This is a genomic window from Streptomyces gilvus (genome assembly GCF_022513565.1).
GTDB classification, from domain to species: Bacteria; Actinomycetota; Actinomycetes; order Streptomycetales; family Streptomycetaceae; genus Streptomyces; species Streptomyces gilvus.
This window is the reverse complement of record NZ_JAKWBE010000059.1, coordinates 1-11523: the sequence shown is the minus strand read 5'-3', so window position 1 is coordinate 11523 and position 11523 is coordinate 1. Positions and strand designations below refer to the sequence as shown.

12 protein-coding genes and 2 pseudogenes are annotated in these 11523 nt (G+C 68.0%); 7 read left to right on the top strand and 7 right to left on the bottom strand.

What is annotated here, in order from left to right:
* Window positions 1-416, top strand: a 416-nt coding sequence (locus MKW14_RS40495; RefSeq protein WP_276623343.1) for a hypothetical protein, incomplete at its 5' end; no start/stop codon positions are given.
* Between the two features lie 65 nt (window positions 417-481).
* Here MKW14_RS40495 and MKW14_RS40490 read toward each other — a convergent pair.
* Window positions 482-976: a phage terminase large subunit family protein gene (locus MKW14_RS40490; protein WP_374116667.1), complete on the bottom strand. Its 495-nt coding sequence runs from the start codon at window positions 974-976 to the stop codon at window positions 482-484.
* Window positions 977-1518: 542 nt separating this feature from the next.
* On the opposite strand from MKW14_RS40490, the pseudogene MKW14_RS41755 reads away from it, so the two are divergent.
* Both MKW14_RS41755 and MKW14_RS40480 read left to right on the top strand, forming a co-directional pair.
* Window positions 1519-2124 (top strand): annotated as a pseudogene (locus MKW14_RS41755) (DUF6545 domain-containing protein); the annotation flags it as partial.
* 133 nt (window positions 2125-2257) lie between these two features.
* The gene (locus tag MKW14_RS40480) at window positions 2258-2851 is read left to right on the top strand and encodes a phosphatase PAP2 family protein (protein ID WP_240871735.1); all 594 of its coding nucleotides are present in this window, start codon (window positions 2258-2260) and stop codon (window positions 2849-2851) included.
* 164 nt (window positions 2852-3015) lie between these two features.
* Here MKW14_RS40480 and MKW14_RS40470 read toward each other — a convergent pair whose 3' ends face one another.
* Window positions 3016-3642 carry a class I SAM-dependent methyltransferase gene (locus MKW14_RS40470; protein ID WP_240871734.1) on the bottom strand — a complete coding sequence of 209 codons (627 nt, stop codon included), beginning with the start codon at window positions 3640-3642 and terminating at the stop codon, window positions 3016-3018.
* Window positions 3643-3857: 215 nt separating this feature from the next.
* Between MKW14_RS40470 and MKW14_RS40465 the strand changes: the two genes are divergently transcribed.
* The 3 genes and pseudogenes from MKW14_RS40465 (at window position 3858) to MKW14_RS41180 (ending at window position 6135) form a co-directional block, all read left to right on the top strand.
* Window positions 3858-5111, top strand: coding sequence for an IS256 family transposase (locus MKW14_RS40465; RefSeq protein WP_240871731.1), 1254 nt, complete (start codon window positions 3858-3860; stop codon window positions 5109-5111).
* Between the two features lie 143 nt (window positions 5112-5254).
* A pseudogene (locus MKW14_RS41185) lies at window positions 5255-5701 on the top strand (LysR family transcriptional regulator); the annotation flags it as partial.
* Between the two features lie 131 nt (window positions 5702-5832).
* Complete coding sequence (locus tag MKW14_RS41180) at window positions 5833-6135, top strand: LysR substrate-binding domain-containing protein (protein WP_276623344.1); 303 nt, start codon at window positions 5833-5835, stop codon at window positions 6133-6135.
* Here the strand turns inward: MKW14_RS41180 and MKW14_RS41750 are convergent.
* The 3 genes from MKW14_RS41750 to MKW14_RS40450 form a co-directional block, all read right to left on the bottom strand.
* Window positions 6132-6542 carry an ankyrin repeat domain-containing protein gene (locus tag MKW14_RS41750; protein WP_374116668.1) on the bottom strand — a complete coding sequence of 137 codons (411 nt, stop codon included), beginning with the start codon at window positions 6540-6542 and terminating at the stop codon, window positions 6132-6134. The genes MKW14_RS41180 and MKW14_RS41750 overlap by 4 nt on opposite strands.
* A gap of 62 nt (window positions 6543-6604) precedes the next feature.
* Window positions 6605-7525: a recombinase family protein gene (locus MKW14_RS40455; protein WP_240871728.1), complete on the bottom strand. Its 921-nt coding sequence runs from the start codon at window positions 7523-7525 to the stop codon at window positions 6605-6607.
* A 170-nt stretch (window positions 7526-7695) separates the two neighbouring features.
* Window positions 7696-7893 (bottom strand): helix-turn-helix domain-containing protein, encoded by a 198-nt coding sequence (locus tag MKW14_RS40450; RefSeq protein WP_240871725.1) that lies wholly within the window; start codon window positions 7891-7893, stop codon window positions 7696-7698.
* Between the two features lie 165 nt (window positions 7894-8058).
* On the opposite strand from MKW14_RS40450, the gene MKW14_RS40445 reads away from it, so the two are divergent.
* Window positions 8059-9612, top strand: coding sequence for a site-specific integrase (locus MKW14_RS40445; RefSeq protein WP_240871718.1), 1554 nt, complete (start codon window positions 8059-8061; stop codon window positions 9610-9612).
* Between the two features lie 735 nt (window positions 9613-10347).
* Here MKW14_RS40445 and MKW14_RS40440 read toward each other — a convergent pair.
* Window positions 10348-10662 (bottom strand): hypothetical protein, encoded by a 315-nt coding sequence (locus MKW14_RS40440; protein WP_240871716.1) that lies wholly within the window; start codon window positions 10660-10662, stop codon window positions 10348-10350.
* 4 nt (window positions 10663-10666) lie between these two features.
* Window positions 10667-11523, bottom strand: an 857-nt coding sequence (locus MKW14_RS40435) for a hypothetical protein (RefSeq protein ID WP_240871714.1), incomplete at its 5' end; no start/stop codon positions are given.

Genomic DNA, 11523 nt, shown 5'->3' with positions numbered 1-11523 from the left:
GGCTCGACCAAGTGATCTTCGACAAGTTCCCCGTCGTCGGCGGTTTCAGGGAGCTGGAGTACGGCAGTCCGGACGAACCGTCGATCCGAACTGCTGCGCGCATGGCTGCGCCGGGGTATGAAGGCGATCTGGTTCGGTACCTGCGTGCCGGCGCGACCTTGGTCGGCACGCCTTCAGCTGTGCCTGACGTGCTGAGCGAGACTGGGGCGTTCATCGGAGGGCTCCACCTGCTCACAGACGGACATTGGCTGTGGTACTCCGACCTGGCCCACTACGTGGGGCGCTACCACGTGGAGCTCGACCCGCCGTTCATCGAGCACGCGCGCAGCAACAACTGGACTGTTCCGCAGGTCAACGACGAGCGCCTCGAAGCGATGGTGACGTTGCTCATCGGAGACGAAGGCGAGCGGGGCTGATGTTGGTGCCCGCGCCTGGCCATCAGGCCGAAGTTCGGGTCAACGGCGCCGACGTGCTTCTCCATCTACCGTCTCCCGCTGAGCCGACCGTCTGACGGTCGCGACGGGGCACCCCCAACGGAGGCGTCCAGGAGAAGGTCGGTGAGCGCCCAGACGCAGGAGTCGAGCAAGTCCGGCGACTTGTCCTCGGCCTCCGACGCACCGACATACGTCGTCATCTGCTCCTCCAGCATGGCGAACATGCGGGGCGGACCTGCGTGGCTGACGCGGGACTGCTCGTACAGCATCGCGACCGGCGCGGCGCGGGCGCGTTTGCCGCGGGTGGCGTGGACGACGCGAGACGGCACGGTCGGGTCGAGCTCGGCAAGGAGGGCGGGGAGGTAGTCGCCGCCGTTGTTGGCCACGATGACCACGCAGTCCGTCTGGTGCTCGTGGTACAGGGCGGCGGCGCGGCGCATGGCGGCCGTCGGGGTGTAGCGGTCCTGTTCGGCGTGCAGGACGTAGCCGCGGGGGCGGCGGTCACCGTACATTTGCTCCAGCGGGAAGGAACGGCCGGCCACTGTGAAGGCGGTGAGGTCGGCGTCGTCCGTCGTCGTGACCGCCGCGATGTCATCGCGTTATGCACCGTCGTACCGCTGTGGACCTGGTGCCTGTTCCGCATCGGATACCTCCGAGGCAGTCGCGGCCAACGCGAGTTGTGGACCGTGCTCGTACTGCTGGCCTGTGGCGCGACGCTGAGGCTCAGTTACGTCGAGCGCGGCGTCACGAAGTGGACCGGCGTCGACGACCTCGCGGTGCTGGTCAAACACCTGGCGGTCATCCTCAGCTCCGTCCTGCTGTGGCGCTGGGTGGACTCCGTGGCGGCGGCCGCGGGCGCCCGCAGGTGGTGGCAGAGGCTGACGACGGCGCTGCCGCGCACCATCACAGCGGTGACCGCCGTCGTCGCCGTCGGAGTGCTGTTCCGGTTCACGGCTCCCTCCCTCGTGGAAGCCGACGGTGACCGCAACTTCATCGGCGCTCAGTCCGGCGATCCGGAGGGGACCGCGTATCTGAGCGCCTACCTCGGCACCATGGCCTTGGCGCTGACCTTCTCGGGCGCCCTGTGCGCGGTCGCCGCACGCGCGGCGTGGCGTTCCGGGCAGCGGATGTTCAGCGTGTGCATGCACCTGATGTCCCTGGGGTGCTGGATGGGAGTCGGCTACGCCTTCTTCCGCGGCAGCTACCTGGCCTACGGCCTGGTCGGCGCCGCTTACCCCATGTCCGCCGCCGACGCCGACCAACTCGCCAGCCTCATCGAGGTCGTCGCCATCGGACTCATCCTGGCCGGCGTCTCGTTCCGCGGGTGGGAGACCGCCACCCGCATGGTCCAGCGCCAACGCCTGCTGACCGCTCTGCGTCCGCTGTGGCAGGAGCTGGTATCCGTCCTCCCGGCCGAGGCGATCGTCCGTGTCCTCGCCGAGGCGCCGTCCCTGCTCCGCGACCGGTACGACCCCCGCGGCCTGTGGCAGGGCTGGACCAACGCGTGCTCGACATCAGCGACTCCGCTCTCGAGATCCTTCCCTGGCTCGATGCCGATCTGCCACGGCGCGCACGGATCGCGGCCCGCGCCTGCGGTCTCGACGGTGACGACGCCGATGCGGCAGCGCAGGCGCTGTGCCTGCGAACCGGCCGTCGCGGGTTGATCGACCAGGATCCGCCCGCGAGCAGCTCCATGACCTCCCCGCTGCTCACCATGGGCAACGACCTGGACGCCAACGCGGCCTGGCTACCCGGGTCGCCCGGTACTACCACTCCCCGCTCATGGACCTCCTCGAAGCCCGCCTCACCACCAGGAATCCGGCATGACCACGATCTCTTCGCCCGAGAACCGCACCGCCCGAGCCGTCACCGACGGCCTGGAACCGAAGAACGTCATCCTCGCCGTCTGCCTCGCGCTCGGCGCCGCCCAGGACGACGCGCTCGTCGGGCTGGCCTGGGCCGTTCACGCCATCGTGTTCGCCGCGGTGATCCCCATGGCGTACATCAAGTACGGGATCCGGTCCGGGCGTTGGCAGGACCGCCACGTCGGCCAGCGCGAGAGGCGCCTGCACCTGATACCCGTGATCATGACGTCTGTCGGCGTGGCGTTCGCGGCGATGCTGATCCTTGACGCGCCCTCTCAGATGACGGCTCTGGTGGTGGCGATGATGGCCACGCTCGCTGCGATCCTGCCGGTGACGGCGTTCTGGAAGATCAGCGTGCACACGTCGGTCTCGGCCGGGGCCATCGCGATCCTGGCCGTCGGGGTCAGCCCATGGTGGGCGGCGGCCGCCCCATTGGTCGCGCTCATCGGGTGGTCGAGGGTGGCGTTGCGCGACCACACGCCGGGGCAGGTCGCGGCGGGGACGGCACTCGGCGCCCTCGTTGCCGGTGGAGTTTTCGGCTGGCTGACGTGACCTACGGTGGCGCAACGCCTACGTCCGCCACCCCACCGTGCTGGCCGCCCAACGCCGCGATCGCGCCCCCATCCGCGGCGAGAAAGGCATCCGCTGGGGCGGACGTCCGCTGGACAAGGCAGCTTGAACAGCCAGGATCCTCGCTCGTGCGGCAGACGAAGCAGTTACCGCCGACGGCAGAGGAACTCACCGTGCGTCGGCGTGCGGGACGTACGCGAGACGATGTCGAAGCCAGCCCGCTCCAGCATGCCCTCCAGGACCCAGGCGTATGTGGAGAACTCCTCCCGGACGTGCGCCTCGAAGTCCGTCCGGGTGAAGCCTTGGCCTTCGGGCCGTCCGGCGGTGTCGATCCATTGCTGCAGTTGCTCTGCGGCGTCGGCGGGCTCGAAGCTGAAGATGACGTCCCACAGGTAGAAGGTGCCGCCCGGCCGCAGCATGCCGGCCGCGTTGAGGAGCGCCTGTTGCTTCCAGAAGTCCGGCAGCTGGTGCAGGGCCGACTTGGTGGTCACCACGTCCACGGGTTCCGCGCGGTGGGCGTAGTCCAGGAAGCCGGCCCGGTGCCAGTGTGCGCCGACATCGGCGCGTTTCGCCCTGGCCTGGGCGAAGGCGAGCATCTCCGTCGAGACGTCGACGCCGTGCGCCTCGGCCCCGCGTCGTGCCGCCTGGACCACCAGCGAGCCGGTGCCGCATGCCAGATCGACCAGGCGGATGCCCGTGTCGACACCTAGACGGTCGAGGAGCGCGTCGTCGGCGTCCGGGTCGGTGCCCTGGTTGCGGTCGTAGGCGGCCACGGCAGCCTGGCTGCCCAGGTCGATGCCGACGGGCTCGTACTCGCGGAAGAACCATGCGGGGCGTGGGCGAGCAATGCTCAGGACTTGTGGATCGGTCTTCGGGACGGGACGCGAAGGGCGTACCTTCCCGGACGCGAAGGGCGTACCTTCCCGAGTGATCTACAAGTCACCGAGTAGAGGCCCGCGTTCGCAGCGCGGGTCGGGAAGGCACGCCCGTGCTCAGCGTAGTGAATGCCGACGGCTCGACCGAGTCTGGCTCCCTGATCGACGAGATCGTCCGCGAGGGCGCCCGGCGGATGCTCGCCGCCGCGCTGGAGGCCGAGGTCAACCAGTACATAGCCGAGTTGGCCGCCGAGACCGACGGGGCCGGACGGCGCCTGGTGGTCCGCAACGGCCACCACCGGCCCCGCACCGTGACCACCGCGGCCGGTCCGGTCGAGGTCACGGCCCCGCGCGTGAACGACAAACGGGTGGACGCGGCCACCGGAGAGCGGATGCGGTTCTCCTCGAAGATCTTGCCGCCGTGGTGCCGCAAGTCGCCCAAGGTCAGCGAGGTGCTGCCGCTGCTCTACCTGCACGGATTGTCCTCGGGGGACTTCGTGCCCGCGCTGGAGCAGTTCCTCGGCAGCTCGGCCGGACTGTCGCCGGCCACCGTGACCCGGCTGACGAAGCAGTGGCAGGACGACCACGCCGCCTTCCAGCAGCGCGACCTCGCCGAGTCCGACTACGTGTACGTGTGGGCGGACGGGGTGCATCCCAAGGTCCGGCTCGGGCAGGCGCACTCCTGCGTTCTGGTGCTGATGGGCGTGCGCCTGGACGGCACCAAGGAACTGATCGCACTGGCCGAGGGGCTGCGCGAGTCCACCGAGTCGTGGGCCGACCTGCTACGTGACTGCCGCAGGCGTGGCATGCGCGATCCCGAGCTGGTCGTCGGCGACGGCGCGATGGGCCTGTGGAAGGCGCTGGCGGAGGTGTTCCCGGCCGCCCGCCATCAGCGGTGCTGGGTTCACAAAGCCCGGAATGTAACGAACGCACTGCCGAAGTCCGCACAACCGGGCGCGACGAAAGCGATGCAGGAGATCTACAACGCCGAGGACCGCGCGCACGCCGAGAAGGCGATCGAGGCGTTCGCCAAGACCTACAGCGCCAAGTTCCCCAAGGCTGTCGCGAAGATCACCGACGACCGTGACGAGCTGCTGGCGTTCTACGACTTCCCGGCTGAGCACTGGATCCACCTGCGGACCACGAATCCCATCGAGTCGACCTTCTCCACAGTCAAGCTCCGCACCAAAGTCACCCGCGGCGCCGGCAGCCCCGCCGCCGCCCTCGCCATGGTGTTCAAGCTCGTCGAGTCCGCCCAGACCCGCTGGCGCGCAGTCCGAGGTGCCCACCTCGTCGCCCTGGTCCGCACGGGCGCCACGTTCGAGAACGGCGTCCTCGTTGAGCGGGCAGAGACCGTCGCCGCCTGATCACGCGCCACCCGAACCACAACTCTTGACAATTGCTCGGCGTGGGCGGGTGCTGTCGCTTCGTGGCATGACCCGTTTGTAGGGTCCGGGCAGGTCCACCGGCAACAGCAACATCCGCAGCATGGCGTTCCGGAAGGTGAAAGATGCAGGACCACGACCAGTACCGGCTTTTCCTCCATCTCGCCTCCACGCTGAGCTTCACCCGAACCGCGGCAGACTGCCATGTCAGCCCTGCTACGTTGTCCCGGACCGTGCAGCGGCTGGAGGCTGCTACCGGGCACCGGCTCCTGGACCGCGGCCCGCACGGCGTCGCGCTGACCGAGCACGGCCACCGCTTCCGCCGCTACGCGGCCGATGCCCTGGAGTTGTGGGCCCGTTACAGCGACAACGGTTTCGCAGGGGACCAACTCAGCGGCCAGTTAAGGGTGTTCGCCTCGGTCACGGCCTGCCAGAGTCTGCTGCCTGACCTGCTTGCACCTCTGCGAGACGCACATCCTCGGGTGCAGATCTCGGTGCGGACCGGTGACGCCGCAGCCGCCCTCGCGCTCCTCGACGACGGCGAGGCCGACCTCGCCGTCGCGGCCTTACCCTCCCGGGTTCCGGCCACCCTCCTCGCCCGCACCGTCGCCCGCACCCCCCTCGTCCTCGTCCGAGCCGCCCCGCCACGGTCGAACGCGCAGCTTCCTGCCTCCGACGAGCCGTCGTACTCCCCAGACAGGGCCTGGTTCGAGACATCGCCAACCGCTGGTTCCGCCACCTCGGCATCACACCCCGCACAGTCGCAGAGGCCGACGGACACGAAGCCCTGCTCACCCTGGTCGCACTCGGCTACGGTACCGGCATCATTCCTGACCTCGTCCTGCAGAACTGCAGCATCCAGCACCGGCTCCATGCCACTCCGGCCCCATCCATCGCCGGCGACCTCACCATCGGCGCGTTTATCCGGCGCACCGATCTCCACCGGCCCTTGGTCGCCGCCGCCTGGGCAGCCACAGGACCCGGCCAACCTATGTCAGAGCACTAGGAGGAAGTGCCGTCCCCAGCCGGAAGGTGAACAGCCACGTCATAGTTGACAATCCGCCCCGCCAGCGCCCTCGGGCTCACTCCATGAGCGTTGTCCCGGTCAGGGTCAGCACCGGCTTCCAACAGGAGCCGAATCGTCCCGCCTTCGCCCCGAGAACAGAACACAGCCCTCGACAACGGCGTATTGCCATGACGGTCCACGGCATCGACCACTACACCCGCGGCCAGCAAGACTTCGACGGCGGCGGGCACCTGCGCCTGAGCGGCAAAATGCAGCGGGGTCCAACCCCCGGCATCGACAGCCCCAGGGTCGGCGCCATCAGCCAACAGCGCCCTCAGGCCGTCCACGTCCCCGGCAGCAGCGGCGTAGTGCACTGGGGCCCGCCCCAACCGATCCCGATCTGTCATGCCGACCATCCTCACCCAGCACCTTGACCAAACGCGCAGGGGCACCTCTTCGGGCGCAGTCACTACCGCCAGAAGATCTCGAACCGGCCTTCGTCGAACCTCCTCGAGCCGCGCACCGTCGCCGGCCCCACCCGGACCTCCCTCACCGTGAGCTGGACCAGATTGCGGCGCTGTTCACGGCCGGCGGTCTCGTGCCACCACGTCTCGACGCCCTGGGGAGTCAGCTCGGGAAGCTCATCGAGGGCCTTGCCCCGGCGTACGGCCGCCATCGCCTCGCCGCGCCGTTTCTCCAGCGCGGCCTTCGCCGCCCTGAACTCGCCCAGGTTCAGCTCCCGCGCGCCGAACGCCTTGGCCAGCTCCTCCTTGTGACCCCGCAGTTCCTTCAGGAACCGCTCCGCCTCCTGCGCTTCCGCGGCGAACCGGTCCCGGATGGCGGCGAGGCGCTTGAGCTGGGCCGAGCCGGCCAGGCGGGCGACGACGCGGTCGCCCACGTACTCGTCCAACGGCTCAGCGGAGATCCGTACCTTGCCGCAGCCCTCGCTCTCGCAGACGTACCCGCGCCCACCGTTCGCCGTGGACCGCGGGGTCAGCGGCTGCTTGCAGAGGGCGCAGGTCGAGAGGCCGCCGGACAGGTAGTGCACGTGCCTGGGCTTGTCCCCCTGGCTCTTCTGGTTGCCTTCGAACAGCTCCTGCAAGGCGTCGAAGGTCCCGCGGTCGACCAGCGGCTCGGCGGGACCGGGGACCAGCTCGCCCTCGGCGTTCTCTCTGAGGCCCGCGATCGCCGGATTGCGGAGCCGGCGGCGCAGCGTCGTCGGCGCCCACGGTCGTCCCGACACCGTGGGCCCGGCGTTCTCCGTCATCCAGGCCGCAGTCTCCCTGAGCGTCCTCTTCTCCTCGAGAAGGAGCTTGGCCGCCGCCACGAGATAGGCGGCCTCCTCGGGAACCGCTGTCACACCGTCCGTGTCATGGCCGTATGCCCTCATACCTACTCCAGCCCATGTCCCCCGTATCCCCCGACACAGGATATGCCAAAGCCGACCACTGTCGTCCTGACATGTGGAGATCCAAGCGGCAGGCTTCGGTGGTCACCGGGACACTACAGGCTCACGGCCGGGCACACCCCGACATCGTCGGTTCATCTACCTCACCAGCGTCACTCAGGTGAAAACCCCAACGTCCGCCACAACTCGGCCGCGCTGACCCGGTACTTGTTCCCCACCCTCAGCACGGGCACGGGGAACTGGCCGTCGCGCACCATCCGGTACGCGACGGTCCGACCCACGCCGAAGGCCCGGCCCGCCGTCTCGACATCCACCGTCACGGGCAGTGACAGAAGCTCGTCCCGGGTCATGGCCGTACCACCGTCCGGCATTCAACTGCCATGGCCTGAACACGCATCAAAGCGCTCCTCGTCTCCCCCACGCGCTCCGGCCGGAGCCTAAAGTCCCTGGCACCGCGCGGACAAGGCCGTTAGGCTCCGGCACTTTTTGGCACGAGAAGGGGGTTCGACGCACCCATGAGCGTCACGACGTACAAGCGCTGCCACTGCGTGGGTCCACGCGTCGATCGCAAGGGAGATCCGGTCCTCAACACGGACGGCAACCCCAAAACGGGGGAACTCGGCGACCGGTGCCCCAAGCTCAAGCAGTCCACACACGGCTCCTGGTACTTCTACTTCTCCATCCCGCGCCCCGGGAGAGATCCCGACAGGGTGCGTCGCGGCGGCTTCACCACCAAGGGCGAGGCGAAGAGCGAGGGCGAGCGTCTGTTCAACGAGGCGACCCGCGAAGGGATCGACGTCAACTCCAAGGAGACCGTCGAGGAGTACCTGCGTCGCTGGCTGGAAGCCCAGGCCGGCCTCAAGCGCTCCACCGCCAACAACTACCGCGGGCACATCGACAACCACCTCATCCCGCACATCGGTGCCATCAGGCTCACCGACCTGCGTGCCCAGCACATCGACGCCATGTTCCGTGCGGTCCGCGAGGCCAACGAGAAGCGTCAGGCCGACCGGCTGCGCGCCCTCCAACTCCGGGCCCTGCGGGACGAGGCCCACACCGGGTGGAAGGCCGCGCCCAAGCCGCACGGCGGCTACAACAAGCGCGCCGAGATCCGTGCCTTCCGCGCCCGGCTCAAGGCCGAGTGGCACTACGCCGCCGCCCAACTCCGCGAAGCCCGCAAGGGCACGTCGCACCGCAAGGACACCAACGTCCCCACCCAGCACCGCATCCGCGCCACCCTCTCCATCGCGCTCACCGACGCCGTACGCCAACGTCGGATCACGACGAACTGGGCCCAGCTCGTCTCGCTGCCCTCCACCAAGCGCCCCAAGGCCCTGATGTGGACCGACGCCCGGATCGCCGAATGGCGGCGCACCGGCACCGTCCCCTCCCCCGTCATGGTCTGGACTCCCGAGCAGGTCGGCCAGTTCCTCGACCACGTCGCCGACGACCGCCTCTTCCCGCTGTGGCACCTCATCACCTTCCGCGGCCTGCGCCGCGGCGAAGCCACCGCGATCCCCTGGACCGAGGTCGACCTCGAGCAGGGCCTCATCAACATCACCCAGCAGATCGTCGCCGTCTCCTACGAGCCCTACACCGACACGCCCAAAGCCGACAGCGAGCGCACCATCGTGCTCGACGAGACGACGCGCCGTCTGCTCGTGGGGTGGAAGGCCAGACAGGACCAGGAGCGTGAGGAGCTGACCTCCCAGGGCAAGTGGGTCGAGACCGGTCGCGTCTTCACCACCGAAGAGAACGGTTCCACCTACCACCCGGAGTGGATCAGTCGCCGCTTCCGCCGCCTCGCCAAGAACGCCGGTCTGCCGCCCATCCGCCTCCACGACCTCCGCCACGAGGCCGCCACCCTTGCCCTGACGGCCGGCACCGACATCAAGGTCGTTCAGGAGATGCTCGGCCACTCGACGATCACGCTGACCGCCGACACGTATACGAGCGTAGTCCCCGCCCTCTCCCGAGCCGCAGCCGAGGCGGCCGTCGCGATCGTCCCGCGCAGCGGGCGGAAGTGCGGGCTCCGCGTGGTGGAGGACGACGACCAGAGCGCGGCGTAGCCGCTGCCGCCCCCTCGGTTCCCCGGGAACGTCACCGGACTTCCCCAACGTTCCCCCGAGCGGGCACAAAACAGAACAAACAAAACAGAACAAACAAACGCCTGCGGCCCCTGGATCTGGTCCAGGGGCCGCAGGCTTGAGCGTCACGGGCCAGCCAACACGCTGGTCACATCGTTTCTGCACCCAAGAGGTGAAAGTGGGGCGGGTGGGACTCGAACCCACGGCCGACGGATTATGAGTCCTTTGAGGATCTTGGCGATCCTTGCCGATCGACGCTCATCTTTGACGTTTTCGCAGGTCGGATGCGGTTATCCATGTTGGGGCTGGTCAGCCCTTGTCGGTCTGTTCCTGTCCTTGTGGCCTCAACTCGGCCTCAATGAGGCCTGCCAAGGTCGGACTGGAGGCAAAGGGGGTGATGGCGCCAGCTCGCGAACACAATCCGAACCTGCCCGCAGCGGATTCTCCTTCCGATGCACACGGGTAGGACGCTGGTCACCTCGAACTCGGCACCCGACGCGGTCGGGCCATACCGAACAGTCGCGTCCGGCTGTTCGCCAGCATACCGGGGTCAACGTCTACCCACCCGACCAGGGGCATGCGACCGGCGGGCACTGGGAGGCGGCAAGCCCCTCCCGGCGTGGGACCGCAAGGCCGTAAAGAACCGTTTAGCCGAGAGAGCCCCGGAGGAGTGGTCCGCGGCTCGTCGTGTGCGGTGGCGGTGCAGCGCGTGAGGCCTCACATCTCGGGTTCTCCCGCGGGGTCCAAGGCGTAGGTGACTCTTTCCCCGACCCGCACTGCGGCCTCGATCATTCTCTGGCGTTCGTCCCCCGTGTAGAGGTCGGCGCACGCGCTGATCGCCGGGTACAGCTCCGAAAGGAGGAGAGCGACCGATTTCGGGATGACCTCGGATGTCCGCCACTGATGCCCGAACTGGTCGATCTGCCTGCACAGCTCGTCCAGCGCGAGCCGATCGAACCCGTCGTTCAGGCGCAGGGGAACGATGAATCCGTCAGCCGCTTCGCTCAGTTGCGACACGAGTTCCTCATCCACTGGATCATTCCTCATCTTCGACCATTCCGATGATGGCGCTCGGGTTTATGTATCTCTCGACCAGAGCCTCTTGCGATGATTGCGCGTTTGTGTTCGCAGACCATCCCCGCAGGTATCTTGCCCTGTTTTCCGCCGAGGTGAGATCGACCAGCCGCGCCTCGACTTTGTCGCCGTCGATGATAGCGACCCGCTGACCGGGCTGGCGCCATTTCTTGATCACATCCCAGCTCTTCGTCACCGAAATCCACTGGGTCCGCACCCGACTCCCCTGACCTATCTGCACGTTGATGGTGTAGTCACCGTCAACGTTCTTGGCGAACAATCCCTCTGCCGGATCCTCGTCGGGGCGCAGATTTCTATACCAGATTCCGGCAGCTGCCGCCGAGGGTCCTCCACGCAGAACGTCTTTGAGTGACTCTCCCGACGAGTCCGACGAAGTCATCGGGAAATACCCGAAGTCGGTGGAGTTGTGAGCATCGGGCCGGCTCTTGGGGCAGGCCCCGGGGGCCTCGTCGCAGAAGACCTCCCAGAACGTCTCACTCGCCAGGTGGATTCCGTTGCGGGCGTCCCACATGTCGTTGGCGTCCGTCATCCGGTTCTGCTTGTCGACCATGTGGAGTGCGTCGAGCCATGCGCGTTTCGCCTCCTCGCCGAACTGGCGCGGCGGGATCGGCGCGATCGTGACCGGATCGCTCGCCGGGGCCCTGCCGGTGCCACCGCCGCCGCCGCATTTGTGCGTGTCGCAGTAGTAGCTGGAGCCCTTGTACTTCTTCGACCCAGGGTCTTGTTCAGGGTGATAGGTTCCGTATGTGCCGTTATTTCCGGAGCAGAAGTGAACGGGTCCACAGCTCTCCAGGCCCG

What these genes read in the sequence shown, in the direction of transcription:
- MKW14_RS40480 (WP_240871735.1), top strand. Translation starts at nt 2,258, where the DNA reads ATGACCACGATCTCTTCGCCCGAGAACCGCACCGCCCGAGCCGTCACC.
- MKW14_RS41750 (WP_374116668.1), bottom strand. Translation starts at nt 6,542, where the DNA reads ATGACAGATCGGGATCGGTTGGGGCGGGCCCCAGTGCACTACGCCGCT.
- MKW14_RS40455 (WP_240871728.1), bottom strand. Translation starts at nt 7,525, where the DNA reads ATGAGGGCATACGGCCATGACACGGACGGTGTGACAGCGGTTCCCGAG.
- MKW14_RS40450 (WP_240871725.1), bottom strand. Translation starts at nt 7,893, where the DNA reads ATGACCCGGGACGAGCTTCTGTCACTGCCCGTGACGGTGGATGTCGAG.
- MKW14_RS40445 (WP_240871718.1), top strand. Translation starts at nt 8,059, where the DNA reads ATGAGCGTCACGACGTACAAGCGCTGCCACTGCGTGGGTCCACGCGTC.